At 31.7% G+C, this 26,413-nt stretch carries 25 protein-coding genes, 1 pseudogene and 1 riboswitch; of the genes and pseudogenes, 6 read left to right on the top strand and 20 right to left on the bottom strand.

Going from position 1 to position 26,413, the window contains the following annotated elements; translation table 11 throughout:
• The 4 genes and pseudogenes from HMPREF3046_RS11060 to HMPREF3046_RS08525 form a co-directional block, all read right to left on the bottom strand.
• Positions 1-992: pseudogene (locus tag HMPREF3046_RS11060) on the bottom strand (transposase); the annotation flags it as partial.
• A gap of 257 nt (positions 993-1,249) precedes the next feature.
• Positions 1,250-1,909, bottom strand: coding sequence for a potassium channel family protein (locus HMPREF3046_RS08535; protein WP_002448135.1), 660 nt, complete (start codon positions 1,907-1,909; stop codon positions 1,250-1,252).
• Positions 1,910-2,032: 123 nt separating this feature from the next.
• Complete coding sequence (locus HMPREF3046_RS08530) at positions 2,033-3,049, bottom strand: cytochrome d ubiquinol oxidase subunit II (protein ID WP_070718665.1); 1,017 nt, start codon at positions 3,047-3,049, stop codon at positions 2,033-2,035.
• On the bottom strand, positions 3,049-4,395 hold the full coding sequence (locus HMPREF3046_RS08525; protein ID WP_070718662.1) for a cytochrome ubiquinol oxidase subunit I: 1,347 nt from the start codon (positions 4,393-4,395) through the stop codon (positions 3,049-3,051). The genes HMPREF3046_RS08530 and HMPREF3046_RS08525 overlap by 1 nt, the downstream gene beginning before the upstream one ends.
• Positions 4,396-4,589: 194 nt before the next feature.
• Here HMPREF3046_RS08525 and HMPREF3046_RS08520 point away from each other — a divergent pair, with 194 nt between their 5' ends.
• Positions 4,590-4,823 (top strand): glutaredoxin family protein, encoded by a 234-nt coding sequence (locus tag HMPREF3046_RS08520; RefSeq protein WP_070718658.1) that lies wholly within the window; start codon positions 4,590-4,592, stop codon positions 4,821-4,823.
• Positions 4,824-4,876: 53 nt separating this feature from the next.
• Here the strand turns inward: HMPREF3046_RS08520 and ptsP are convergent, their stop codons facing one another.
• The 5 genes from ptsP to auxA all read right to left on the bottom strand — a co-directional run bounded on the left by ptsP (position 4,877) and on the right by auxA (position 10,362).
• Positions 4,877-6,592 carry a phosphoenolpyruvate--protein phosphotransferase gene (ptsP, locus tag HMPREF3046_RS08515; protein ID WP_070718656.1) on the bottom strand — a complete coding sequence of 572 codons (1,716 nt, stop codon included), beginning with the start codon at positions 6,590-6,592 and terminating at the stop codon, positions 4,877-4,879.
• Between the two features lie 2 nt (positions 6,593-6,594).
• Complete coding sequence (locus HMPREF3046_RS08510) at positions 6,595-6,861, bottom strand: phosphocarrier protein HPr (RefSeq protein WP_002448249.1); 267 nt, start codon at positions 6,859-6,861, stop codon at positions 6,595-6,597.
• Between the two features lie 272 nt (positions 6,862-7,133).
• A complete protein-coding gene (locus tag HMPREF3046_RS08505) occupies positions 7,134-7,676 on the bottom strand; it encodes a DUF697 domain-containing protein (RefSeq protein ID WP_002448203.1) in 543 nt (180 codons plus the stop codon).
• 65 nt (positions 7,677-7,741) lie between these two features.
• Positions 7,742-8,914 (bottom strand): class I SAM-dependent rRNA methyltransferase, encoded by a 1,173-nt coding sequence (locus tag HMPREF3046_RS08500; RefSeq protein WP_070718652.1) that lies wholly within the window; start codon positions 8,912-8,914, stop codon positions 7,742-7,744.
• A gap of 152 nt (positions 8,915-9,066) precedes the next feature.
• Positions 9,067-10,362 (bottom strand): lipoteichoic acid stability factor AuxA, encoded by a 1,296-nt coding sequence (gene auxA / locus HMPREF3046_RS08495; RefSeq protein ID WP_070718650.1) that lies wholly within the window; start codon positions 10,360-10,362, stop codon positions 9,067-9,069.
• A gap of 152 nt (positions 10,363-10,514) precedes the next feature.
• Between auxA and graF the strand changes: the two genes are divergently transcribed.
• From graF to HMPREF3046_RS08480, 4 genes are all read left to right on the top strand, one after another.
• Positions 10,515-10,634 (top strand): glycopeptide resistance-associated protein GraF, encoded by a 120-nt coding sequence (gene graF / locus HMPREF3046_RS11425; RefSeq protein ID WP_141755531.1) that lies wholly within the window; start codon positions 10,515-10,517, stop codon positions 10,632-10,634.
• Between the two features lie 265 nt (positions 10,635-10,899).
• A riboswitch (TPP riboswitch) is annotated at positions 10,900-11,001 on the top strand.
• 91 nt (positions 11,002-11,092) lie between these two features.
• Positions 11,093-11,668 (top strand): ECF transporter S component, encoded by a 576-nt coding sequence (locus HMPREF3046_RS08490; protein WP_002448226.1) that lies wholly within the window; start codon positions 11,093-11,095, stop codon positions 11,666-11,668.
• Positions 11,669-11,680: 12 nt separating this feature from the next.
• Entirely contained in the window at positions 11,681-13,084 is a 1,404-nt protein-coding gene (locus HMPREF3046_RS08485; protein ID WP_070718648.1) for an ABC transporter ATP-binding protein, read from the top strand.
• On the top strand, positions 13,077-13,886 hold the full coding sequence (locus tag HMPREF3046_RS08480; protein ID WP_049335398.1) for an energy-coupling factor transporter transmembrane component T family protein: 810 nt from the start codon (positions 13,077-13,079) through the stop codon (positions 13,884-13,886). The genes HMPREF3046_RS08485 and HMPREF3046_RS08480 overlap by 8 nt, the downstream gene beginning before the upstream one ends.
• A 149-nt stretch (positions 13,887-14,035) precedes the next feature.
• Here the strand turns inward: HMPREF3046_RS08480 and purD are convergent, their stop codons facing one another.
• The 11 genes from purD to purE are packed head-to-tail and all read right to left on the bottom strand — an operon-like array spanning position 14,036 to position 25,273.
• On the bottom strand, positions 14,036-15,274 hold the full coding sequence (purD, locus tag HMPREF3046_RS08475; protein ID WP_070718645.1) for a phosphoribosylamine--glycine ligase: 1,239 nt from the start codon (positions 15,272-15,274) through the stop codon (positions 14,036-14,038).
• A gap of 35 nt (positions 15,275-15,309) precedes the next feature.
• Positions 15,310-16,788: a bifunctional phosphoribosylaminoimidazolecarboxamide formyltransferase/IMP cyclohydrolase gene (gene purH / locus HMPREF3046_RS08470; RefSeq protein ID WP_070718642.1), complete on the bottom strand. Its 1,479-nt coding sequence runs from the start codon at positions 16,786-16,788 to the stop codon at positions 15,310-15,312.
• A 15-nt stretch (positions 16,789-16,803) separates the two neighbouring features.
• Complete coding sequence (gene purN / locus HMPREF3046_RS08465) at positions 16,804-17,370, bottom strand: phosphoribosylglycinamide formyltransferase (protein ID WP_070718637.1); 567 nt, start codon at positions 17,368-17,370, stop codon at positions 16,804-16,806.
• A gap of 2 nt (positions 17,371-17,372) precedes the next feature.
• Positions 17,373-18,401, bottom strand: coding sequence for a phosphoribosylformylglycinamidine cyclo-ligase (gene purM / locus HMPREF3046_RS08460; RefSeq protein ID WP_070718634.1), 1,029 nt, complete (start codon positions 18,399-18,401; stop codon positions 17,373-17,375).
• Entirely contained in the window at positions 18,394-19,878 is a 1,485-nt protein-coding gene (gene purF / locus HMPREF3046_RS08455) for an amidophosphoribosyltransferase (RefSeq protein WP_070718806.1), read from the bottom strand. Before purF ends, purM begins: the two co-directional genes overlap by 8 nt.
• Complete coding sequence (gene purL / locus HMPREF3046_RS08450; RefSeq protein WP_070718628.1) at positions 19,857-22,046, bottom strand: phosphoribosylformylglycinamidine synthase subunit PurL; 2,190 nt, start codon at positions 22,044-22,046, stop codon at positions 19,857-19,859. Before purL ends, purF begins: the two co-directional genes overlap by 22 nt.
• The gene (gene purQ, locus HMPREF3046_RS08445) at positions 22,039-22,710 is read right to left on the bottom strand and encodes a phosphoribosylformylglycinamidine synthase subunit PurQ (RefSeq protein ID WP_070718625.1); all 672 of its coding nucleotides are present in this window, start codon (positions 22,708-22,710) and stop codon (positions 22,039-22,041) included. Before purQ ends, purL begins: the two co-directional genes overlap by 8 nt.
• 1 nt (position 22,711) lies before the next feature.
• Positions 22,712-22,972, bottom strand: a complete 261-nt coding sequence (purS, locus tag HMPREF3046_RS08440) for a phosphoribosylformylglycinamidine synthase subunit PurS (RefSeq protein ID WP_002448160.1) — start codon at positions 22,970-22,972, stop codon at positions 22,712-22,714.
• Positions 22,972-23,676 carry a phosphoribosylaminoimidazolesuccinocarboxamide synthase gene (purC, locus tag HMPREF3046_RS08435; RefSeq protein ID WP_070718621.1) on the bottom strand — a complete coding sequence of 235 codons (705 nt, stop codon included), beginning with the start codon at positions 23,674-23,676 and terminating at the stop codon, positions 22,972-22,974. Before purC ends, purS begins: the two co-directional genes overlap by 1 nt.
• Positions 23,677-23,679: 3 nt before the next feature.
• Positions 23,680-24,804, bottom strand: a complete 1,125-nt coding sequence (purK, locus tag HMPREF3046_RS08430) for a 5-(carboxyamino)imidazole ribonucleotide synthase (RefSeq protein ID WP_070718618.1) — start codon at positions 24,802-24,804, stop codon at positions 23,680-23,682.
• Entirely contained in the window at positions 24,791-25,273 is a 483-nt protein-coding gene (gene purE, locus HMPREF3046_RS08425; protein WP_070718616.1) for a 5-(carboxyamino)imidazole ribonucleotide mutase, read from the bottom strand. The genes purK and purE overlap by 14 nt, the downstream gene beginning before the upstream one ends.
• A gap of 210 nt (positions 25,274-25,483) precedes the next feature.
• On the opposite strand from purE, the gene folD reads away from it, so the two are divergent.
• Positions 25,484-26,341 carry a bifunctional methylenetetrahydrofolate dehydrogenase/methenyltetrahydrofolate cyclohydrolase FolD gene (gene folD, locus HMPREF3046_RS08420; RefSeq protein WP_070718613.1) on the top strand — a complete coding sequence of 286 codons (858 nt, stop codon included), beginning with the start codon at positions 25,484-25,486 and terminating at the stop codon, positions 26,339-26,341.
• Positions 26,342-26,413 lie beyond the last annotated feature (72 nt).

Genomic DNA, 26,413 nt, shown 5'->3' with positions numbered 1-26,413 from the left:
ATCTTTTATAAACATACCGTAGGTTATAAGCGGTATTCGATTAAAATGATTTATTATTGCTATATCATTGGGTTCGCTACCATAACTTGCGTCACCTACAATATATTCAAGTAAATGAACGTAGGTCTCTTGAATTGAATTTAAAAATGGTATCATCGTTCTTGTATCAGTCAGATTTTGATACACAAGATAAGATAAAACAAATTGAGAATTTGTCGCTATTTGTAAATGATACCCTGGTTTGAGTTGTCTATTTTTCATATAATCTTCTTTCATTCTCATAAATATGGCATTATGGTCTATTTTAGAATAACTATGTCTACCCTTTAAAATAGATTTTTAGACGTCGTATTTATGCTTTCGCCCAGAGTAATCATTAATTTGCTTTTTGTATTGTTTAATTTTAGTTCTTTTGTTAAGTCATTATCGTGATCTTTTTTAATCTCAGGTATAATTTTATTTGTCATCCATTCATGACAGAGTGCTTTAGAATCTACATTCATCCTTGACTCATAGTTTTGAATACGCTTTTTCCATACAAATGTATATCAATTAGTATTCGCCTCAACTTTCGTACTATTAATAAAAATGACCCGATCATCTATAAGATGTTGTTTCAAACACTGACTATGACATTGAATAAATGGTGATTTTAATAATGCATCTACGTTTGGATTGATTCTAAATCGATTCATCGTTTTATAAGAAGGCTTTTGATTTTATGGTAGGCACATTATTCGAATGCTATCATTAAGTTATTTTTCTATCTTACGTTCTGAAAACACAGATTGTGTGTAGGCATATAGAATGACTTTTAACATCATTTTTGGATGGTTTGATGTTGCACCACATTGATGTCTGAATTCATCGAATTCAATCTTAAGCATTGTTTCTATAATATCATTTACTTGTCATGACGTATCATTTATGGGGATAAGTACTGAAGTTTTCATTGTTAGAGTAAGTTGAGTCATGTTATATTCTTTACACATAAGGCACCTCGTTAATTTAGTTTAGTGATGTTTATTAACTTATACGAAAGGACCTTATTGTATTAAAGTATTTCAATGTAAAATGACATATAATGCATTTTGCCGAAACTCTTAAGGGAACAGGACAAGCTGGAGCCGTCCTCTAAGAAAGCGAGCCAACAATATGAAGTATTGTAAATAAAGAAGCCAGTAAACGAATATATAATAAACTCATTTACTGGCTATTTTGCTAGGAATGATGTCCCAGCTTCGTTTTACTATCTTACTATTTTTTTCTCAAAACGATTTAAATCATTGTCGTGTCCAATCATTATCATAATATCTCCAATTTCAATATTCATGTTTGGATCTGGTGACACAATGATTTCTCGTCCTCTTTTTATTGCAATAATATTAATACCAAATTGTGCTCGAATATCTAAATCTCTGATTGTTTGACCAGTCAATTTTTCACTTACTTTTAACTCTACTAATGAATGTTCATCTGCGAGTTCAAGGTAGTCTAGTACACTTGCACTTGCTACATTATGTGCAATACGACGGCCCATATCTCTTTCTGGATGTACCACAGTGTCAGCACCAATTTTATTCAAAATCTTTGCATGATAATCGTTTTGTGCTTTGGCCGTAACTTTTTTTACACCTAATTCTTTCAATATTAAAGTTGTTAATGTACTAGATTGAATATTCTCACCTATTGCCACAATGACATGATCAAAATTTCGTATACCTAAACTTTTCATTACGGCTTCATCTGTAGTGTCAGCTACAACAGCATGTGTCGCAATTTCACTATATTCATTTACTCGAGCTTCATCTCTATCAATAGCCATAACATCCATATCTAAAGCGTTTAACTCTCTTACAATACTTCCTCCAAAACGACCTAATCCTATTACTACATACTCTTTCTCCATGAATTTTGGAACTCCTAACTAAAAAATAAGAGCTAAAATGATAAGTTCATTTATATACTAGAACCTTATTCAAAGTTCTATAAATATAAATCACTCTCATTTCAGCTCCTCTCTTAATTTAAATTACTTTTTACCTTCTACATATTGTTTATCAAAAACGAATAATCTCAATAACAATATTAACGATGGAAGTAATAAAAGTAAACCTAAAATAAAGACAATTGTTAATGCTAAGCCCATTGATGAGTTTACACCTGAATCTGAAATTTTAATATATGGATAAAGAATATAAGGTAACTTACTCATACCGTATCCGTAAAAAGCGAAAGCCATTTGTAAAATTACCATAATAAATGCTAAACCGTGATACTTTTTAATTATATTTAAAACTCCTGCAATTAAGAAGAAAATAAAACTAATTGCAAACATCCACCAATAATGCGTAATTGCATTATAAAAGTGATTAGAGTTTTGTATTCTTAATGATAAGAATACAAATAATGAAATGATAATCATCGGTGGACCCCAGAACATAAACCATTGACGCATAAATTTATAAGCTACTTTATCTTTTGCTTTAGAAGCATAATATGTTAAAAACCCTGATGATATATATAATACACTTACAATTGCTAAAAATACAACTGACCATGCAAAAGGACTTAATAGTAACTGTACCCAATCCAAATCAAAATGATTGCCTTGTTCATTAATGTATCCACCTTCTGAGATAGTCAATACAGTTGCGAGTGCTGCGGGTATTAAAAGTCCAGTAATACCATATAAAAATATCCAAGGCAGTTTATTATCTTGTCCATAATGTTCAAAAGCATAAAAACTACTTCTAATAGAAATAAGAATTAAAGCGATTGAACCAGGAATTAATAACACTGTCCCTAAATAAAGAGCTGAATCCGGGAAAAATCCTACAAAACCTACAAAGAAAAATACGAAAAATACATTTGTTACTTCCCATACAGGATTTAAATATCTTTCTATAAGATGATTAATCTTTTTTTCTTCTCCCGTTAATTTTGTATGCAAAGTTAAAAATCCAGCACCAAAATCAATAGACGCTACGATAATATAACAAAATAGGAAAGTCCATAATACTATAATACCTATGCCAGTATAATCCATTATTCTTGACCTCCAATCACTTTATCAATATCCTCGCGAGCTGGTTTATTTCTAAACATTCTCAATAATACATAAGCAGATGTAAAGAGAAGTACAAAATAAAGTAAACCGAATAGAATTGTTACTAACGTAATTCCTCCTGCCTGTGTAGCAGCTTGGCTAACACGCATATATCCTCTAACAATCCATGGCTGACGTCCCATTTCAGTTAAGAACCAACCAAATTCTATAGCAAGCATTGAAGCAGGTCCTGTTAAAAGTACTGCATAAAGCATTACTTTTTTAGTTATAATAGGACGTAGTTTTTTTATCAATAATGCTAATATGAAAATGCCTGATACGATAAAACAAAAGATTCCCATAGATACCATTAGATCAAAGAAATAATGAACGATTAATGGAGGTAAATCATTTTTAGGAAATTCATTTAAACCTTTTACTTTAGTATTAATATTATTATCAGCTAAAAAGCTCAGTAATCCAGGAATTTTTATAGCTCCTGAAACTTCTTGAGTTTTTTCATTTAAAATACCAAAAAATACTAAATCTGCTTTAGAATGTGTATCAAAATGCCACTCATATGCGGCTAATTTTTCTGGTTGTACTTTATGAAGAAACTTAGCAGACAAATCGCCAGCTAACATTGATAATAATGTTTGAATAAATCCAAGAATCATAGTCATTTTTAACGCTTTTTTATGATATGGCGCATCTTCACTATATTTATTTTTTAATAATTTAAATGCAGCGATTGCTGCCAAAATAAACGCCATCGTCATACCAGCTGTTGCAACAACATGAAATGCCCTAACTAAAAATGAAGAATTGAACATTGCTTCAAATGGTTGAACATTAACCATTTTGCCTTTTTTCATTTCAAAACCTGCTGGCGTATTCATAAATGAGTTCACTGAAGTAATAAAGAACGCTGAGAATGAACCACCTATAATAACAGGTAAACTAATTAAAAAATGTATCCATTGATTTTTAAAACGATTCCATGTATACAGATAAATACTTAAAAAGATTGCTTCAAAGAAGAAAGCAAATGTTTCCATGAAAAGAGGAAGTGCAATAACATGGCCACCCATTTTCATAAACGTAGGCCATACAAGCGAAAGTTGTAATCCAATAATTGTTCCAGTTACAACCCCAACTGCAACTGTAATCGTATACCCTTTTGACCAACGTTTTGCTAATGCTATATATTTAGGATCTTTCTTTTTGATCCCTAAAAACTCTGCAATTGCAAACATTAATGGCATTCCTACCCCTATAGTAGCAAAAATAATATGAACGCCTAATGTCATCCCTGTCAAAAAACGACTAATTTCGACAGAATTCATATTTAACCACCTTTTCTATAATTTAAAATTAAAGCCTGTAAATTTAAATTATATACCTAAACATTAGTAACTAAAATTTTTTTGTTTATTTTTAATGGAGAATTTAAATGGAATTCACATAAAATTCACAGTTTGCATTTTTTAATTACCTTATATATAGTAAAAAAAGTATAATTAAAAGGAGAATATGATTTATGTCTAAAATAATTATTTATACACAAGACGATTGTCCCCCTTGTAATTTTATAAAAAACTATTTAACGGAACATCATATTAATTTTATTGAAAAAAATATTAAGCATCCTTCTTATCGTAATGAAATGTTAGAATATGATGCATTCTCTACACCATTTATTTTATTAAATGAGGAGCCTATATATCATGTGGATTTAGAAAAAATTAACAAAATATTTGATATCCAACTGTAGTTACATAAAAAAAGAACCTGAGACATCATAAATTGTCTCAGGTATTTTTAATATTACTTAGAAATGTGATGAACAAGTTCTTTAACTTCATCTTGTGTTGCACAATTAATAGCACGGTTTGCTAATTCCGCCATCTCGTTTTTACTTAAACCATTAATTTGTCTTCTAGCTTTAAGAATAGAGGTTGCACTCATAGAGAACTCATCTAATCCTAAACCTAATAATAATGGTATTGCTGTTTCATCGCCAGCCATTTCACCACACATACCAGTCCATTTACCTTCTTTATGAGAAGCTTCAATGACCTGTTTAACTAAACGTAAAATTGCTGGATTATATGGTTGATATAAATATGAAACACGTTCAGACATACGATCAGCTGCCATAGTATATTGAATTAAGTCATTAGTTCCTATACTAAAGAAATCTACTTCTTTAGCAAAGATATCAGCTAACGCAGCAGTAGAAGGAATCTCTACCATGATACCTACTTCGATATCATCAGCAACTTCTTGTCCTTCGCTAGTTAATTTATCTTTTTCTTCTAAAAGAATCGCTTTAGCATCTCTAAACTCTTTAATAGTGGCTACCATTGGGAACATAATATTTAATTTACCATAAGCAGATGCGCGTAATAACGCACGTAATTGTGTTCTGAAGATGTCTTGTTGATCTAAGCACAAACGAATTGCACGATAACCTAAGAATGGATTCATTTCTTTAGGTAAATTTAAATATGGTAATTCTTTATCTCCACCAATATCTAAAGTACGTACAACAACGCGTTTATCTTTCATAGTTTCTAAAACTTTTTTATACGCTTCAAATTGTTCGTCTTCAGTTGGCATTTGATCTCTACCCATATATAAAAATTCTGTTCTATAAAGACCAATTCCTTCAGCGCCATTTTCCATAACACCATATAAATCATCAGGTGTACCAATATTAGCAGCTAATTCTGCATGTTCACCGTCAACAGTTACAGTTTCAGCATCACGAAGTTTTTGTAATTCTTTTTTATCTTCAAAGAAACGCTCACGTTTATTTTGATAAGCAATGAGTTCATCTTCAGTTGGATCTATGATAACGTCACCAGTAATACCGTCAACAATAACCATATCTCCTTGTTTTACTTCATGAGTAATCGATTTAGTACCCACCACGGCTGCAATTTCTAATGAACGGCTCATAATTGCAGAATGACTTGTACGGCCACCAATATTTGTAACAAAACCTTGAACAAACTCTTTGTTTAATTGTGCAGTATCAGATGGTGTTAAATCGTTTCCTATAATAACTACACTTTCATCAATCATACTAGGATTTGGTAACTCCACACCTAAAAGATGAGCAAGTACACGCTTAGAAACGTCACGAATATCTGATGCACGTTCTCTCATATATTCATTATCCATAGATTCAAAAATAGTAATAAATTGAGTCGTAACTTCATTTAATGCTTCTGGAGCATTTACTTTCTCATTCTCAATTTTATCTTCAATTGGCTGAATTAATTCTGGGTCATCAAGTACAAGTAAATGTGCATCAAAAATAGCAGCTTTATCTGCACCTAATGATTTTTCAGCATTATTTCTAATTTTTGTTAATTCAATTTTGGAAGCTTCTAAAGCATTTCTGAACTTTTTAATTTCAGCATCAGTATCAGTAATTTTCTCATTCGTAAATGATAAATCAGGTTCTACCAGTAAATATGCTTTGGCAATTGCAACTCCATCAGAAGCTGCAATACCTTTAATTAATTTAGACATAATTACTCTGTTAAACCTTCTTTTGATAACACTTCACTGATCGCTTGAATTGCGTCTTGTTCATCGCTTCCATCAGCATAGATAGTGATTTCAGCATCTTTACCTACACCTAAACTCATAACGCCCATAATTGATTTTAAATTTACTTTTTTACCGTTATATTCTAATTGAATATCTGAATCAAATTTAGATGCTGTTTGCACTAACATTGTAGCTGGACGTGCATGAATTCCAGTTTCATCAACGATTACATATGATTTTTGTTCCATAATCTATTTCTCCTCCATAAGTTAGAAAATTAGTTTTCTTATTATCTAACATAAAAATTTATACCCTAACACTACCAAAATATATAACTAAATTCAATTATTATATAATTGAATTATTATAGAAAAATACACTTATGTTAATAAAGTAACAGTCATTATATAAGTAATCAAACAAAGTTTGATTACTTATAATAGGTATAGATTTATGTTAGTCAATTTTCTAATATTATATATAAATTTCTTCGCTTTTATTATACTACATTTTTAAAAAATTAAATAATATCACGTAAAACTTTTTCACATTTTTCTATATGATCTTGACCTAATTTATTCATAAAGTAGTAACTAATTGAAGCTGAAACAGCTTGTCCCACTACTGGGAACCATTTTGTTTGTTTCGCTGCAGTACGCTTAGCAACATCTCTAATGATTAATTTCAAAGCACCACTAGTCACTTTTTCACCAATCATTGAACTACCTTGAATTGCTGCTGCTGATAAAATACGTTCTTTAACATCTTCACCAAGAGAATTGACTTGTTTTTGATCAAGGCCGTAAATTTTATTAATATCTTCAATAATATCTTTCATCAATTTGATATCTACACCAAAGTCTAATCCTGGAATTGGCACAACACTCATCCCTGAAGATAATAAAGATTTTTTCTTAACGACTGCTTTAGCTTTTTCTCTACGTTGTGCAATTTCTTCTTCGTTTTTAGGTAAGATATCTTTTTCGTTAATTTCTTCTATATCTAAGACTTTTTTACCTACTTTATCAGTAACTCCATTTGTAATTTTATGAATAATACCCATTTACTGACTCACCTTTCGTTTTTCATAATATTTTCAACATACATTCGATACCCTATTTCAGTACTTTAATGCTTAATATTTATGAATACAGCTTTTAAATATTTAGAAGGTTTATAATGTGGATGTGTTTTAAAGTCTTTTGGTAATCCCATAACTTCTTCTATTTCATATTCTACGTTAGCTTGTTCCAATGTTTTCTTGATTACATTTTTAAATGCTTTTAAAGAAAAAGCACTTGAATTTGTACATAGCAACAATGTACCATTTGGTGCTAAAACATCTAAAGCACCATTAATTAAATCATCATAATTTTTTTGTACTGAAAAAGTTTTCTTTTTATTACGCGCAAAACTAGGCGGATCAATGACTATTGTGTCATATTGGTTTCCATGACGTGCTGCATAATTATAAAAATCAAATGTATCCATGACATATATATATTGACTTTTGGGATCTACACCATTTAACCCAAAATTTTCTTCAGTTAATGTACGAGAACGATTAGCTAAATCTACACTTGTTGTAACTTTAGCATTTTTAGATGCTATCACTGAAAACGCGCCCGTATAACTAAATAGATTTAAAATACTTCTATTTTCGGCAAAATAATCACGTAATTTTTTACGAACTTCTTTTTGATCTAAAAATATTCCTGTCATCAATCCATCATTTAAATCAACATTGTAAAATATAAAGTTTTCTTCAATAACTATGGGAAATTCTGGAGTTTTTCCAAGTACATGTCCTCCTGTATACTCCGTATCTTTAAAGCGCATTTTTTCAAAAACAGATTCAAATTTAAATACTTTTTTTATTGCTTCAATAATTATATAACGAAACTTGTAAATTCCTTTTGAATACCATTGAATAAGTAGATGTCCATTATAATTATCAATAGTTAAGCCTCCAACGCCATCTCCCTCAGCATTAAATAGTCTAAAAGCATTAGTTCCTTCTATATTGTAATAATACGCTCTTTCTTCTAGCGCTTTTTCAAATAAATTTTCAAAGAAAGTAATATTGATATCTTCTTCTTGGCTATATGTGATTACCCATCCTAAACCTTTATGTTGACGTCCTACATAAGCTGTTGCTATATATTGATTATTTTCAGTAACTATATTAAACAAGTCACCTTCTTTTAAATGATCATGTTGAAAAATATCTTCTTCTTCAACTAAAGGATATTGATTTAAATATTTAGTTTCTTTGCCTTTATTTAAAGTTGCTATTTTCATTTTAATTTCTCCTGTTTTAATTTTTTAACGAATCTGTTACGATTTACTCTACTATTTTAACAAATTTAAAAATCTTCACCTAAATATTAAATTAAAAAAAGAAGCGGAACAATGAATTCAAAAATGAATTCTGTTCCACTCCCTTACTCAGATTATGGTTTTTCTTTTAATTGCAACGAAAATGCTATAATTACAGGTATTAACATAATAATTAATGTAGGTGTGATAAATATTGAAAGTAATAGACCATGAATCATTATATTAATGAATTCAGTAAGCAATTTAAAAAATAGAATACTAATCATAAACAATTGTAAATAGTAAAATTTGCCTCTTAAAAAATGAGTAAATGTCGTAGCAATGTAAATGATAATAATAAAGAGTAATATTAACAATGTAATCCATTCAATCACGTATTGAGTTTGTGATAATTCCCATTCTCCAGATACAAATAGAGCATTTCTGTTATTAAATTCTATAAATGTAAATAAGAATAAGATAAACCCACAGAAAATTTCCACATATGCTGGTTTAATCCATTTAGGGCGTCTCATCCACTTAGGAATATCATCTTCTTCTATATCTACAATATTTTTAAATTTACTTTTAAATTTATCGCGTTTAGATCTAATTTTATCTAAATCTACACTTCTTCTTGTCTTATGTGCATATTCTGATGTTTTATCTTGAAGTTGTTTAAAATGAACTTTTGATTGAGTCGAAACGTTTCCTTTTTGAGTTCTTGATAATTCAGGCTCTTCTTCCCCTAATTCTTCTTTTGTTAAAGGTAACGCACGGCGTAAGAATAAGAAATTCCAAATTGCCGCTTGAGCTAATAACCACATAATGATGAAGAATGTATTTACACTTAAAATATCAATAGGCTCAATCTCATTTGCATCGATTTTGCCATACAATGACATTTGAGTAATCAAGTAACTTATTCCATATGAAATAATAATCCATAAATAATGAACTTTTCTATTTTCTTGATACAATTCATCTTTATAAACGATATATCCTGTATGAATCACAAATGGAATAATGAATATAATTGCCCAAAAACCATATACTTGAGTCATCAATGTAATTGTAATGAGGAAGTATAAAATACCAATGACTAAAAAGAAAATTGAGATGTCGTAATCGTATTTGGTTGTTCTAAATAACGTATATCCAATCAATATGACTAGAATACCAAATAGAATAATTATGACTGCACTTACAACTGGAAAGTTGCCTATGAATCTACTCATCACTCTAATTATTTCACTAAAAAATGCATTAAGAAAGTCCCATATATTATGTATTTTTAAGTCAATTTTATCTTTATTTTTTAGTTTATGAATTAAAGGCAAATTGATCAAGATAATGAGACCTGTGAAGAGTGAAACGATACCGATCAAGTAACTATAGATAATCTCGGCGTGTTTCTTAAGAAAAGACATACAGTTCACCTCAAAATTAATTATATATGAACTTTCTATTCTTGTCTTTAATAAAAAATAAAATACTTCTCTAGACTGAGATTAAGTTTATCCTTTTATTAATTGGGTATATTAATTTTGTAAAGTAATTTATGAAAAAGGAGAGTTGTCCTATGACACATGAAGATGCAAAAAAAGCAAAAGAATATGAAGAAAAATTAAAAGAACAAAAAGAAGAAAAAACTGATGATATTGAACAAACTAAACAAGACGTTCAAGATACATTAGACTAATTTTCTTATTTATGTCATCATTAATAGTAATTAATGAATAAGCCTGAGACATACAAGTTGTCTCAGGTATTTTTAATATATTGGCTATCGATGGCTGAGTTGGAAATAAATCTGTCCTACTTTTATTCAATTATTTTTAGAACTAATTACATTTTACTTATTAAATATGTAAACTGTTTAATTATAATTTATTTTTAATTAAATATAGATTAAAAGCATCTTGACATCTACTATTAAAAGTCATACATTTAAAATAAATAAAATATAAATGCACTAGGGGTGTATAGCACTGAGATGAGGCTTAACCTCAAACCCTTTGAACCTGATCTAGTTAAATACTAGCGTAGGAAAGTGTTAACTTAAATAAATCATGTTTTTTATAATTAATAGCATTTTTATTTAAATTTACGCACAACTTTTCTACGAAGGGTTGTGCGTTTTTTAGGAGGAACTATTTTATGTCTAAAGGTTTAAAGCTTTCAGAAATTCTAGTTACTGTGCTGATTGCTGTTATTTTTGCAATCATTTATAACTTATGGTGGTTGCCATATAATTTAGCTCAAGTAGCTGGTATACATCTAGAACAACTTACATACGGTATTTGGTTTATGGCTGCTATTGTAGCTTACTTAATTATTCCTAAACCAGGCATTGCATTAATTGCTGAATTTGCTGCCGGTGCAGGTGAAACTATTGTTATGGGGAAATTTGATATTCCTACTATAGTATATGCAATTTTACAAGGTCTAGCATGTGAAGTTGTGTTTGCTATCTTTAAATACAAATCACGTTCTTTAATGGTAGCAATGTTAGCTGGTTTAGTAACAGCATTAGTATCTTTCCCTGTAGATTATTTTTACGGCTATCTAAACGAAGTTGCAGGTTGGAACTTACTACTTTTCATCATTTTCCGTGCTATTAGTGGTATTGTACTGTCTGGTATACTCTCTTATTTAATTGTAAAAGCCTTAGATCAAACTGGAGTAACTAAATTATTCCGTCCTGCCTCTCAAAAAGATTACGACAACTTATAAGGGGAAATGATTGTGTTAAAAGTCAAAAATTTACGTCTAAAATATCCAAATGGTGATCGAAAAATTTTCGATAATCTAAATATAGAAATTAAAGATAAAGAAAAAGTGCTTTTACTAGGTCCTTCAGGATCTGGTAAAAGCACATTACTTAATGTACTGAGTGGTATTGTTCCTAATCTTATAGAATTACCGATGAAATATGATGAACTACACATTGACCCTAATTCAGGGGTTATTTTTCAAGACCCAGATACACAATTTTGTATGCCAAAAGTTTACGAAGAATTAGCTTTCGTCTTAGAAAATCAACAAGTGCCAAGAGAAGACATGGATGAACAAATTAAAAAAGCACTTGCGTCAGTAGATTTAGATGTAGATAATTCAACTTTCGTAAATAATTTAAGTGGTGGCATGAAACAAAAGCTTGCTATCGTTGAAACGATTTTACAGAAAGCTGATACACTCTTTTTAGATGAACCTACAGCTATGTTAGATGTACAAGCAACTGCTGATTTATGGCAACGACTCATTCAATTATGGACTGATCAAACGGTATTAATTGTAGAACATAAAGTGGAACATATTTGGCATCATGTAGATCGAGTCATATTAATGAACTATGATGGAGAAATTATAGCCGATAATACACCTGACTACATACTCAAACACTGTGAATCGTTACTCACCGAATTTGGCGTATGGCATCCTCATGCATGGGATTATGCACCTATTCGAACAGATTTAACTCCCCAATATTCCAATACACTTTTTAAATTTCAAAACGGACAAATTTTTCGCAGTAAAAATACACTATTTGAAGTTTCAGAACTAAATATTCATCCTGGAGAATGGATTACAATTACTGGAAAAAATGGGGCTGGTAAAACTACCTTACTCGAATCTATGATGCAATTAGTGAAATACAACGGTACAATGTTTTATGAGAAGCGATTACTAAAGAAAATTAAAGATGCTGCTCAAAATATGTATCTTGTATACCAAAATCCTGAACTTCAGTTTATTACTAATTCAGTTTATGACGAAATTAATATTCATTATAATCATCTTGATAAAGCGAAATCGAAAGAAGAAACTGAACATCTTTTGAAACTTTTACATTTAGAAAAAGTTAAACATCATCATCCTTTTGAAATATCTACTGGTCAAAAACGTCGATTAAGCGTAGCAACTGCTTTAAGTTCAAAAGCTGAAATTGTTTTATTAGATGAGCCAACATTTGGACTTGATAGTCATAATACTTTTCAATTGATTAAGCTATTTGAGGAACGTGTAAAACAAGGACAAACTATCGTAATGGTGACGCATGACCCTGAAATTATTCATCGTTATCCAACACGTCGACTTGTCGTAGACAATCATAAGCTTTTAGAAATGGCAGGTGAATCAAATGTTTGAACGTTGGAAAAAGCGTCATACACTTGTAGATGATGTAAACATTATTACGAAATTAATTCTTGGAGTTTTATTATTTATTTTTATCATTTTTGTGCATAATTTTGATTATATGATTTATATTACTTTATTGATGTTTATATTTTTATTATCTTTTAATGGTACAGCTTTTAAAGTCATTGCTGCATTTTTATCAGCAACCATTCTCTTTGCCTTGCTATCATCATTATTCATGATTTTATATGGTGATGGTACACATATGTTATTTGAATGGGGAATTATTCATATTAGTACTGAGAGCATTGTAAGAGGTCTTCACTTATCTTTAAGAACAATTACAGTTTCAATGTTTGGTGTGTTAATTGCATTAACATCACAAATTGTAATGATTTTCTATAGTTTAATGCAACATTTAAAAGTAAAACCTAAAATCGCTTATGCATTTATGGCTGCTATTCGTATGGTACCACTTATTTTCACATCATTTATCCAATTAAGACGTTCTTTAAAAATGCGTTACCAAATGATTGATGCTTCCAATTATCGTGGATTTAAACGTATAAAACACTTACTTATTCCAGTCTTAAGCCAAAACATACGTCGTGCACATCAATTATCAGTAGCTATGGAATCAAAAGGATTTAAAGATGGCCCACGTACCTATTATTATAAAGCACCTTTCTCATACAAAGATATTCTTTTTGTTGGTATGACAATAGCTTTACTTATTATTGCTTTTTATTTATCTCAATATTTTCCAATTACTGGTATCAAAGATGCTCGTGTTTCAGAAATGTTAGAGTAATATATAACACAAGACAAACTAAAGTAAAGATTGAGTTCAAAGATAAAAATAGTTTCAAAAACACAGTAAATTAATCTTGCTAGTATATTAAGTCCTAACATTATAAAATACCCATAGATGATTATCATCTATGGGCTATTATTTTTAATTTATTTGAGCGCTTTATTTCCAATATCTTTACGATAAAATAGTTGATCGCTCTTAATTTTTTCTACATTTCCATAAGCATCTTTTTGTGCTTGTTGAATAGTTTTTCCTTTTCCAATGGCTAATACAACTCGTCCGCCAGATGTAAGAAATGTATCATTTTCTTTTTTCAAACCACTAACGAAATAATGGTTATTTAATTCAAAGCCTGAAACCTCTGCACCTTTCTCATATGACCCAGGATAGCCTTTCGAAGCAAGCATTACTCCTACCACATAATCGTCAATCCATTGAAAACGAATAGGTTCTTTACGGTCTAGAGCAACGATTTGTGACATCAAGTCACTTTCTAGACGACTTAACAATACTTGCGCTTCTGGATCACCAAATCGTGCATTAAATTCAATAACTTTAGGACCTTCCTTAGTTAAAATTGCGCCTATATAAAGTAAACCAAAATAGTCATAACCCTCTTCTTTTAATGCTCTAGCAATTGGTTGAGCAATCTCTTTATTTGTACGCTCTAAAACGTCATTTGAAATATGAGGAACAGGACAATAAGCGCCCATCCCACCAGTATTAGGACCTTCGTCATTATCATAGGCACGTTTATGATCTTGAGCAATACAGTCAAAAGGAACTGCATAATCCCCATTAATGAATGTCATTAATGAAAATTCTTCTCCTTCAAGAAATTGTTCAAAGACAACTTTCCCATCTTCTTGTGGATATAGCACTTCTACTGCTTCAATTGCTTCATCTCGTGTATTAGCAATAATTACGCCTTTACCAGCAGCTAACCCATCCTTTTTGACTACAATAGGTAATTCGCATTCATTTACATAATTAAGTGCCTCAGTTTTATTGTCTATTTCTTTATAATCAGCAGTTGGAATATCATATTTTTCCATTAACTTTTTAGCAAAAGATTTAGAACCTTCAATTTGGGCTGCTTCTTTGTTAGGACCAAAAACTTTAACATGATTGTCTCTCAATTTATTAGATAAACCATCTATCAATGGTTGTTCTGGACCAATAATCACCCATTCTATGTGATGTTGATGGACAAATTGTAAAATAGCCTCATGATCAGTTTCAGCAATTTCAGTGTGTATTTCAGCTAAATGAGTCATTGCATCATTTCCAGGAATAGCATAAAGTTTTTCAATAAGTGGCGATTGATGTAATTTTGATACTAATGCATGTTCACGACCGCCTGCACCTATAACTAAAACATTCATTTCTTTTCTCCCTCTATTCTCTCAATTATTTTAAATTAGTGTTTAAAATGACGCATACCAGTAGTAACCATAGCAATACCATGTTTGTTAGCCATATCAATCGAATCTTGGTCTTTAATTGAACCACCTGGTTGAATAATAGCTTTAATACCATGTTTTGAAGCAAGTTCAACAGTATCATCCATTGGGAAGAATCCATCAGAAATCATTACTACATTGTCATTTATTTCAATTGCGCGCTCTAAAGCAATCTTAGCTGCACCTACTCTATTCATTTGTCCTGCACCAATTCCAACTGTCTGTTTATTATTACTTAAAATGATCGCATTACTTTTCACTGATGGAATAACTTTCCATCCTAGAAGCATTGCCTCCCACTGAGCATCGGTAGGTTCAACGTCTGTAACAACCTTCATTTCCTCTTTAGACACTTCATAATTATCTTTATCTTGAATCAAATATCCACCTGAGACTGAAACAAATTCTTCTTCACGATTATCAATTGTCATATCAATTTCTAATAAGCGAATATTTTTCTTTTGAGTTAAAATATCTAAAGCTTCTTTATCAAATTTTGGTGAAATGACAACTTCTAAGAAAATAGAATGTAACGTTTCAGCTAAATCTTTGGTAACTGTTCTATTTAGTGCAATAATCCCCCCAAAGATAGACTGATTATCTGCATCATACGCATTTTTAAATGCAGTTTCAACATCAGTGCCAATACCTACACCACATGGATTCATATGTTTAACTGCAACGGCAGCTGGTTCTTTAAATTTTTTCACTAATGCTAATGCTGAATCTGCATCTTTAATATTATTAAAACTCAATGCCTTACCATGCAATTGTTTGGCACCAGCAATAGTATGTTTACTATTAGAAGTACGAACAAAACGTGCTGATTGTTGAGGATTCTCACCATATCTTAATTCTTCACTATCTCCTTTGAAGAAACTTACAATTGCATGATCATATTCATTTGTATGTTCAAATACTTTAATCATTAATGATTTACGGTATGATTCATCGAGTCGATTTTCCTTAATTCGTTGAATGACTTCATTATAATCAGATGGATGGACAATAGTTGTTACATGTTTAAAATTTTTGGCTGCAGCACGTAACATGGTTGGACCACCAATATCGATATTTTCAATTGCATCATCTTCAGTTACATCTGGATTAGCTACAGTTTGTTGGAAAGGATATAAGTTGACCACAACCATATCAATTAAATCAATGTGTTGTTCTGATAATTGTTCTAAATGTTCAGGTTTATTACGATCTGCTAAAATACCACCGTGTACTGCTGGATGTAACGTTTTTACGCGACCATCCATAATTTCAGGGAATTGCGTCAACTCTGATACAGATTTAACAGTTACATTTGCTTCTTCTAAAACACGTTTTGTACCGCCTGTTGAATACAATTCATAATCTAATTGCGTTAATGATTTAGCAAATTCCACAACTCCACTTTTATTTGAAACACTAATAATTGCCTTTTTCATGATTAACTATGCTCCTTATTTAATAACTTTAGCTATTACACTTGGATAAAGTTCATATTCTAATTGTTTCACACGTTCTTCTAACGCTTCTTTTGTATCGTCCGGTTTTATATCACATTTTCGTTGTTCAATTATTTCTCCCGTATCCATTCCACTATCTACATAGTGAACTGTTGAACCTGTTTCCTTATCGCCACTATTAAATGCTTGACCAATTGCATCTTTCCCCTTGTACTTTGGTAATAATGAAGGATGAATATTCAATATTTTATCTTCATATGCGTTTAATAAGTCTGGCCCCACTAATCTCATATAACCTGCTAAGATTATCCACTCCACTTCTTCACTATGAAGAAGTTGAATTAATTTTTGTTCATATTCTGCTTTGTTTTCAAAGTCTTTAGGTTCATTAATATGAACCATCACTTTCAACTGTTTTGCACGTTCAATGCAATAAGCATCGTGATGATCTGTATACAAAGAAGTAATTTCTATATTATTAAGCAGCCCCTTATCAACCTTAGATACAATATTTTCGAAGTTACTTCCTGATCCAGAGGCAAATATAGCCACCTTAGTCATATCTATACCCCCTCAAGATAAATTGGTGCATCATTACTTTTAACAATTTCCCCTATTTGATATGCAGCAATACCTTGTTCTTTTAAGATATCAAGTGTTTTAGATACATCTTCTTTATTTACAATGACAGTATAGCCTATACCCATATTAAAAACGTTATACATTTCATTCGTTTCAATGTCAGCTTGTTGTTGTAACCATTCAAATACTTTTGGTGTTGGGAAGGATTGTGTATCAATTTTAGCTGCTAACCCTTTAGGTAAGCCTCTAGGTATATTCTCATAAAATCCACCACCAGTAATATGATTCATGCCTTTGATTTGGACTTTTTCTTTTAAAGTTAAAATAGGCTTCACATACAATTGAGTCGGAGCTAAAAATGTATCAAGATAAGTACTTCCATCAAATGAATCATTCAAATTAATTCTAGATTCTTTAATTAACTTTCTCACTAAACTATATCCATTAGAATGAATACCATTAGAAGCTAAACCAATGATAATTTGTCCCTCTTCTACTTCAGATCCATCAATATATTCATCTTTTTCTACTGCTCCCACAGCAAAACCTGCTAAGTCATATTCTCCTTCGTGATACATTTCACCCATCTCGGCTGTTTCCCCACCAATAAGAGCAGTATGAGTAGCTTCACAACCATCACTCACACCTTTTACAATTTGCTCTATCACTTCTGGAACAACTTTATTTGTTGCTATATAATCTAAAAAATATAGTGGCTCTGCGCCCGTTGTAAGAATATCATTTACACACATGGCAACTGCATCAATACCAATCGTGTCATGTTTATTATTATCAATGGCAAGCTTTAATTTTGTTCCTACGCCATCTGTACCAGAGACTAATACTGGTGCTTTCATATTAAGCTGGGATAAATCAAAAGTCGCACCAAATCCACCTAATCCACCAAGTACTTCTTTACGCATTGTACGTTGAACATGACTAGACATTCTTTCTACCGCTTCATAACCTGCATGAATATCAACACCTGATTGTTCATAAGCTTTAGACATGTATATTTCCCTCTCTATCAAAATAATGTTTATGATTATCAATATATTCTTTTTGACGTGTACTTAAATTATTTAAATAGTTTTCTTCATAGTCAAATAGACCTGCTGGATAATCTCCTGTAAAACTTTCTACACATAATCCACTATAGGGTGCATCAAAATCTAATCCAACTGATTCTATAAGACCCTCAACACTTAAATATGCAAGAGAATCTGCTCCAATATACTCACAAATTTCTTCTGGAGATTTATTAGCAGAAATCAATTCAGCAGTAGTAGACACATCAATTCCATAAAAGCTGGGGAACATAAATTCTGGAGAAGCTATACGTATATGTATTTTATTTGCTCCAGCATCTTTAAGCATTCTGACAATACGTTTACTTGTTGTTCCTCTTACAATAGAGTCATCAACTAAAATAATGTCTTTACCTTCTACAATATCTTTCACTGCCGATAGCTTAACGCGTACCCCTTGTTCACGTAATTCTTGTGTAGGTTGAATAAAAGTTCGTGCGACATATTGGTTTTTTACAAGCCCCATTTCATAAGGTAATTGAATCTCTTCAGCATAGCCACTAGCTGCAGATAATGATGAGTTTGGAACACCGATAACCATATCTGCTTGAGCTGGACTTTCTTGAGCTAATTTTTTACCAGAAACTTTACGAACTGCATGGACATTTTTTCCAGCAATGGTTGAATCTGGGCGCGCAAAGTAAATATATTCCATTGCTGAAATAGCGGTGTTAGTGTGACTTGTATATGATTTTACTTCAATACCATTATGATTAATGACAACATACTCTCCAGCATGAATATCTTGAACATATTCTGCTCCTAGCACATCTATGGCACATGTTTCACTAGCTAAAATGTATGTTCCATCTTGCATCTTACCAACTACTAGAGGACGAATCGCATTTGGATCAACAGCACCATACAAAGCGTCTTTAGTCAATATTGCGAAAGTAAATCCGCCTTTAATTTGTCGTAAACTTTCTTTTAGCGCCTCTTCAAATGTAGGAGCTTTACTACGACGAATTAAATGCATAATCACTTCAGTATCAGAAGATGAGTGAAAAATGGCACCATGTTTTTCAAGGTATTGTCTTAAAGTTTGTGCATTAATTAAATTACCATTATGACAAATTGCGACACTCATATCGTAGAAATGATATAAAAAGGGTTGGATGTTTTCGATACCTTTATTGCCTGATGTCGCGTAACGAACATGCCCAATAGCATGGTTGCCCTCTTTTAGTTTATTAAGTTGTGGTTCTTTAATGGCTTCAGTAAGTAAACCTAAACCACGTTCACCACTTAGGGTATCTTCATCAGAAACTACAATCCCTGCGCCTTCTTGCCCTCTATGTTGTAAACTATGCAATCCCATATAAGTTAACTGAGCTGCTTCTGAATGATTCCAAATGCCAAAGACACCGCATTCTTCGTTTAATCCACTGTAGTTAAACATTCTGAAATAGCTCCTTCCCAAATTGCTTTAATATCTGAGACTTTTTCTGTAATTGTAGAGGTAGTATTAGATACTTTAAATTCATCAACATCTGTTAATTGACCAATTTTAATAGCACCATCAATATCAAGAGTTTGTCCTTCTTTGACTGCAACGACATAACGTCCTTGTGTTTCACTAAATAATTGTGCATCAGAGAGTTCTACTTTTGCTTCTAATCCTAAATTATAATAAGCACTTATTTTAGCAAGCGTAATAAGTAAACCGCCTTTACCTACAGTTTGTACATGAGAAGCAATTCCATTTCTAATAGATGTTTTTATTGCTTCGCCTTTTGCCACTTCATCACCTAAATCAATTTCTTCATACTCATGGTTGACTTTACTATATAAAAGTTTTTCAATTTGACTTCCACCAAAATCATTTCTTGTTTCCCCTACAAGATATAATGTATGCCCTGTTTCTGGATAGAAATCATTTAAATATTGAATATCTTCAATAAGTCCTACCATTCCTACTACTGGTGTAGGAAAAATAGAAGTTCCTCTAGTTTCGTTATATAAAGAAACGTTTCCTGATACTACTGGTGTTTTTAATACTTCACAAGCTTCTGCCATTCCTTTTGTAGAATCAATCAATTGTTGGTAAATTTCTTTCTTTTCTGGAGAGCCATAATTTAAACAGTCTGTCATAGCTAATGGTGTTGCACCTACAGCAATTAAATTTCTATAAGCTTCTGCCACAACCATTTTTCCACCTTCGTAAGGTTGATTAAATACATATCGAGCTTCACCGTCAATGGTTGAAGCAATGGCTTTATTTGTTCCTTCAACTCTTACTACAGATGATTGTAGTCCTGGTTTAATAATAGTATTAGCACCTACTTGTTGATCGTATTGTTCATATAAATAATGTTTCGAAGCAATTGTTGGATGCTTTAATAATTTCTTAAATACGTCTTGTACATTGATCTCACTATAATCATTTTTTGAGGTATTATATTCTTTTTCTTCGCCTTCTAAAATATAGACAGGTGCTTCATCAGCTAGTGCATCAACAGGAATATCTGCATATACTTCATCTTCGTATTTAAGAACGAAGCGGTCAGTATTCGTTACTTCACCAATTACTGCACTATCAAGTTCATGTTTATTAAATAAGTCCAAGAATTTTTGTTCTGTTCCCTTTTCAACAATAAGTAACATTCTTTCTTGTGTTTCAGATAACATCATTTCATATGGTGAGATTCCTGGTTCACGTGTTGGGACTTGATCTAGGTACAGTACTAATCCACTACCGCCTTTAGCAGCCATTTCTGATGAAGAAGAGGTAAGACCTGCTGCTCCCATATCTTGGATACCTACAAGTTCATCAAAAGTGATTGCTTCAAGTGTGGCTTCCATTAATTTTTTACCTACAAAAGGGTCCCCAATTTGTACTGACGGTCGTTTACTTTCACTTTCTTCAGTTAATTCTTCAGATGCAAATGTGGCACCATGAATACCATCACGTCCAGTTTTAAGGCCTACATAAATGACTGAATTTCCTTCACCTTTAGCCGTACCTTTTTGTACCATATCGTGATTGATAACACCTACACACATTGCATTGACAAGTGGATTTCCATCGTAACGTTCGTCGAATTCGATTTCTCCTGCTGTAGTTGGTATACCAATGCAATTACCGTAACCACCAATACCACGGACAACGCCTTTTAATAAACGTTGATTTTGTTTTACTGATAACTCACCGAATCGTAAACTATTTAGTAGGTTAATGGGTCTTGCTCCAATCGATACGATATCTCTGATGATACCTCCTACACCCGTAGCTGCACCTTGATAAGGTTCGATTGCTGAAGGATGATTGTGAGATTCTACTTTGAAAACTACCGCTTGATTATCACCAATATCTACAACTCCAGCACCTTCACCTGGTCCCATAAGGACATGCTCGCCAGTTGTCGGGAATTGCTTTAAGAAAGGTTTAGAATGTTTATAAGAGCAATGTTCACTCCACATGACTGAGAAAATACCTACTTCTGTAAAGTTAGGCTCTCTTTCTAAAATTTCACATACCTTATTATATTCTTCATCACTTAAACCCATGTCTTGATATAGTTTTTCAAGCTTAATTTCTTCAATACTAGGTTCGATAAACTTAGACATTTTGTTCCCTCCAACTATTTACCATTGCTTCGAATAATTTAACACCACTGTCTGTACCAAGAAGTGTTTCAAGTGCTCTTTCAGGATGAGGCATCATTCCACATACATTGCCTGCTTTATTTACAATACCTGCAATATGTTCATGAGACCCATTCGGGTTATCCTCATATGTTAAAATAATTTGATTATTTTCAACTAATTCATTGTACATATCATCTGTACAATAATAATGCCCTTCTCCATGTGCTACAGGATAAACAACAATTTCATTTTCTCCATATAAATTAGTAAAAGGAGTTTGATTATTAACAATTTTCAGTTTTTCATTTCTGCTAATAAATAGATGTGAATCATTATGTAATAAGGCGCCGGGTAATAGTCCTATCTCAGTTAAAATTTGGAATCCATTACATACACCTAAAACGGGTTTACCTTCATTGGCAAAACGTTTCACTTCGCTAATAATTGGAGCGACACTTGCCATAGCCCCTGAACGTAAATAGTCACCAAATGAAAAACCACCTGGAATTAATACCCCGTCAAAACCTTTTAAAGATGTTTCACGATAATCTACATATTCAGCTTCTGCACCTGTTTTAATAGCTGCATTATACATATCTCTATCACAGTTAGATCCTGGAAAAACGAGAACTGCAAATTTCATATTATGCATTCTCCTTTTCATCAACAATTTTATAACTATATTCTTCAATAACCGTATTAGCAAATAACTTTTCACTTAATGTCGTAATAATATTATTTACTGCTTCATCTGTAGCTTCATCAACAGTCATATATAATACTTTACCTACTCTAATGTCATTAACTTGTTTATAACCTAAGTCATGCACAGCGCGATTTAACGCTTGACCTTGTGTATCCAATACCTGTGGTTGTAATGTAATATGAAGTTCAATTGTTTTCATTATTTTAGTTCCTCCAATTTATCCAAAAATGTTTGATACGTATCTATTAAAGAACCAGTATCGTTTCTATATACATCTTTATCGAAATTCGTATCTGAATATTTATCCCAAATACGACAAGTATCTGGTGAAATTTCATCCGCTAATAAAATATCACCATTTTCTGTTTTTCCAAATTCAACTTTAAAATCTACTAATCTTAAATCCATTTCATTCATTAATTGAATTAATACTTTATTAATATTTTTAGCCATATCTTTTAATATCTTAATTTCCTCATCATTAGCAATATGAAGTAATTTGACATGATCATCAGTAATCAAAGGATCATTTAAATCGTCATTTTTATAAAAGAACTCTACAAGTGGTTCATCAAATACGTGGCCTTTTTCAAAACCTAAACGTTTCGTAATAGAACCTGTTGCGATATTTCTTACAACTACTTCTAATGGTATAATCTTTACTTCTTTAACTAATTGCTCAGTTTCAGAAAGCTGTTTAATAAAATGACTTTCAATATCATGTTTATTTAAATATTCAAAAATAATTGAAGTAATTCGATTATTTAAACGTCCCTTACCTTGCATCTTATCCTTTTTAGCGCCGTTACCTGCTGTGACTTCATCTTTGTATTCAACTCTCAACTGATGTACTGTTTCTGTTGAAAATACTCTTTTCGCTTTACCTTCATAACGTAATGACATTGATTATTCTCTCCCTTTAAATTGTTTCAACATTTCATTTTCAGTTTCATTAACATTATTTGTAAGAATGGTCATATGTCCCATTTTTCTATCTGGTTTTCGTTCTGTTTTTCCATAGATGTGGACATGCCATTCAGGATGATCTCCAAATTTATCTTCTAATAAGTCTAAATCGCGTCCTAATAAATTCATCATCACTGCTGGTTTTAAAATTTCTATCTCTTGAGGTAAATCTTGACCAGTTACTGCTAAAATATGTGTGTCAAATTGAGAATAATCACATGCTTCAATCGTATAATGTCCAGAGTTATGTGGTCTCGGTGCAATTTCATTTACATATAAGTGATTTGATTTATCAATAAAGAACTCCACGGTAAAAGTGCCAACAAAGTGAACTTTTTCAATTATTTTATTTACTTCTTTCCTCGCTTCTTGTTCTTTATCGCATCTAGCTGGAATAATAGTTTTAAATAGTATTTGATTACGATGTTCGTTTTCTTGTAGTGGGAAATAAGCAATTTGATTTTTATTACCAATCGTTACAGTTAAAGATACTTCTCGATCGAGATCTAAAAATTTTTCTGCCACACATTCATATTTTGAAACAAGTACTTTAGCCTCTTCAATATCGGAATCATTTTTCACTAAAATTTGCCCTTTACCATCATATCCACCAAAACGTGTTTTTACGATAAATGGATAACTCAATGTTTCAATTACTTGATTCACATCTTTTTCATCTTTTAAAGATACATAAGGAACAATTTGTGCACCTGCAGATTCTAATGTTTGTTTTTCAGTTAAACGATCTTGTAATAATTCAATTGCTTGATAACTTTGAGGAATATTAAATTGTTGAGTTAGTTGCTTAAGTTGTGGAGCAGATATATTTTCAAATTCATAAGTAATCACATCTGATTGTTGACCCAATTTGTTTAAGGCTTCTTCATCGTCATACTCTGCCGTGATAAAAATATCTGCTACTGATTTACATGGACTATCTGGATTAGGATCTAAACACGCTACATTAAAGCCCATTTTTTGGGCAGATTGAGCCATCATCTTACCTAATTGTCCTCCTCCAATAATACCAATCGTTGCTCCGAACTTTAATCTATTGAAGTTCATCTTGCATTTCGCCTACCTTATCTACTAAAGATTGTTCATATTGTTCAAGATGTTTACGAACTGAGTCATTTCCAATACTTAAAATTCTTGCTGCTAAAATACCAGCATTTTTAGCCCCGGATTTACCGATTGTTGTTGTAGCAACAGGAATTCCACCAGGCATTTGAACAATAGATAATAGTGAATCTAGTCCTTTTAAACTTTTAGATTCAATAGGTACACCGATAACAGGTAACGTTGTCATTGAAGCAACCATTCCAGGTAAATGCGCTGCACCACCAGCGCCAGCAATAATAACGTCATAACCATTTGTACGTGCTTCACTTGCAAATTCAAACATTAACTTTGGCGTACGATGTGCTGACACGACTTTCTTTTCATATGGTATTTCAAATTGTTCTAACATTGCACAACTTTCTTGCATAATTTTCCAGTCTGAGGAACTACCCATAATGACTGCTACTTTCACTTTGTACACCCTTTCAAAGTTTAAAATATAAATCTTATTAGTTGTATATTACACGTATAGCATACCAAGTATAAGAAGTGATTTCAATCAAAAATCGAACTTTATATATTTTTTTTAACTTAATTTACGTATTTTAGCTAAAATTTGACGTTTCTATACCTTTAAAGTTAATCTATAGACAGATATTTAATAAACAAGGAGGCATTTTTTGTGGTTGCAAAAATTTTAGATGGGAAACATATTGCAAAAGATTATAGACAAGGGTTGCAAGAACAAGTTGAAACTTTAAAAGAAAAGGGGTATACACCAAAATTATCCGTTATTTTAGTTGGGAATGACGGTGCAAGTCAAAGCTATGTTAATTCTAAAAAGAAAGCTGCTGAAAAAATAGGGATGATATCTGAAATTGTTCATTTAGCTGAAGATACTTCTGAAGAAGACGTATTAAAAGAACTAGATCGTTTAAATAATGATGATTCGGTAAGTGGCATTTTAGTCCAAGTACCTCTTCCTAAACAGGTTAGCGAACAAAAAATTTTAGAGGCAATTAATCCAGAAAAAGATGTTGATGGTTTCCATCCATCAAACATTGGTAAATTATACATTGATGAACAGACATTTGTCCCTTGTACGCCATTAGGAATTATGGAAATTTTAAAACATTCAGATATTAACTTAGAAGGTAAAAATGCTGTCGTAATTGGCCGAAGTCACATTGTAGGTCAACCCGTATCTAAATTATTATTACAAGCAAATGCGACAGTAACTATCTTACATTCACGTACTAAAGATATGCATAGTCATTTAAAAAATGCAGATATTATCGTCAGTGCAGTAGGCAAACCTGGATTAGTTACTAAAGACGATGTAAAAGAAGGCGCAGTGATTGTGGATGTAGGTAATACTCCTGATGAAAATGGCAAATTAAAAGGTGACGTTGAATTTGAAGATGTAAAAGAAATTGCGGGTGCTATTACTCCAGTACCAGGCGGTGTAGGTCCTTTAACCATTACTATGGTTTTAAATAATACATTATTAGCTGAAAAAATGCGTAGAGGCATTGAATAATTTAAACTCAAGTGTTTATTACTAAAAAAGAGAGAGACATAATTTCACATTAATTATGTCTCTCTCTTCTTT

Origin of the sequence: Staphylococcus sp. HMSC070D05 (assembly GCF_001815595.1) — a bacterium.
GTDB classification, from domain to species: Bacteria; Bacillota; Bacilli; order Staphylococcales; family Staphylococcaceae; genus Staphylococcus; species Staphylococcus hominis.
This window is presented reverse-complemented; position numbering and strand designations above follow the sequence as displayed.

What these genes read in the sequence shown, in the direction of transcription:
- purM (WP_070718634.1), bottom strand. Translation starts at nt 18,401, where the DNA reads ATGTCTAAAGCTTATGAACAATCAGGTGTTGATATTCATGCAGGTTAT.
- HMPREF3046_RS08530 (WP_070718665.1), bottom strand. Translation starts at nt 3,049, where the DNA reads ATGGATTATACTGGCATAGGTATTATAGTATTATGGACTTTCCTATTT.
- HMPREF3046_RS08535 (WP_002448135.1), bottom strand. Translation starts at nt 1,909, where the DNA reads ATGGAGAAAGAGTATGTAGTAATAGGATTAGGTCGTTTTGGAGGAAGT.
- purC (WP_070718621.1), bottom strand. Translation starts at nt 23,676, where the DNA reads ATGTCATTACGTTATGAAGGTAAAGCGAAAAGAGTATTTTCAACAGAA.
- HMPREF3046_RS08500 (WP_070718652.1), bottom strand. Translation starts at nt 8,914, where the DNA reads ATGAAAATAGCAACTTTAAATAAAGGCAAAGAAACTAAATATTTAAAT.
- purN (WP_070718637.1), bottom strand. Translation starts at nt 17,370, where the DNA reads ATGACTAAGGTGGCTATATTTGCCTCTGGATCAGGAAGTAACTTCGAA.
- purS (WP_002448160.1), bottom strand. Translation starts at nt 22,972, where the DNA reads ATGAAAACAATTGAACTTCATATTACATTACAACCACAGGTATTGGAT.
- ptsP (WP_070718656.1), bottom strand. Translation starts at nt 6,592, where the DNA reads ATGTCTAAATTAATTAAAGGTATTGCAGCTTCTGATGGAGTTGCAATT.
- auxA (WP_070718650.1), bottom strand. Translation starts at nt 10,362, where the DNA reads ATGTCTTTTCTTAAGAAACACGCCGAGATTATCTATAGTTACTTGATC.
- HMPREF3046_RS08510 (WP_002448249.1), bottom strand. Translation starts at nt 6,861, where the DNA reads ATGGAACAAAAATCATATGTAATCGTTGATGAAACTGGAATTCATGCA.
- HMPREF3046_RS08490 (WP_002448226.1), top strand. Translation starts at nt 11,093, where the DNA reads ATGTCTAAAGGTTTAAAGCTTTCAGAAATTCTAGTTACTGTGCTGATT.
- purL (WP_070718628.1), bottom strand. Translation starts at nt 22,046, where the DNA reads ATGTCTAAGTTTATCGAACCTAGTATTGAAGAAATTAAGCTTGAAAAA.
- purH (WP_070718642.1), bottom strand. Translation starts at nt 16,788, where the DNA reads ATGAAAAAGGCAATTATTAGTGTTTCAAATAAAAGTGGAGTTGTGGAA.
- HMPREF3046_RS08505 (WP_002448203.1), bottom strand. Translation starts at nt 7,676, where the DNA reads ATGGGTATTATTCATAAAATTACAAATGGAGTTACTGATAAAGTAGGT.
- HMPREF3046_RS08480 (WP_049335398.1), top strand. Translation starts at nt 13,077, where the DNA reads ATGTTTGAACGTTGGAAAAAGCGTCATACACTTGTAGATGATGTAAAC.
- graF (WP_141755531.1), top strand. Translation starts at nt 10,515, where the DNA reads ATGACACATGAAGATGCAAAAAAAGCAAAAGAATATGAAGAAAAATTA.
- purD (WP_070718645.1), bottom strand. Translation starts at nt 15,274, where the DNA reads ATGAATGTTTTAGTTATAGGTGCAGGCGGTCGTGAACATGCATTAGTA.
- HMPREF3046_RS08525 (WP_070718662.1), bottom strand. Translation starts at nt 4,395, where the DNA reads ATGAATTCTGTCGAAATTAGTCGTTTTTTGACAGGGATGACATTAGGC.
- HMPREF3046_RS08520 (WP_070718658.1), top strand. Translation starts at nt 4,590, where the DNA reads ATGTCTAAAATAATTATTTATACACAAGACGATTGTCCCCCTTGTAAT.
- purQ (WP_070718625.1), bottom strand. Translation starts at nt 22,710, where the DNA reads ATGAAATTTGCAGTTCTCGTTTTTCCAGGATCTAACTGTGATAGAGAT.
- purF (WP_070718806.1), bottom strand. Translation starts at nt 19,878, where the DNA reads ATGTTTAACTACAGTGGATTAAACGAAGAATGCGGTGTCTTTGGCATT.
- purK (WP_070718618.1), bottom strand. Translation starts at nt 24,804, where the DNA reads ATGAACTTCAATAGATTAAAGTTCGGAGCAACGATTGGTATTATTGGA.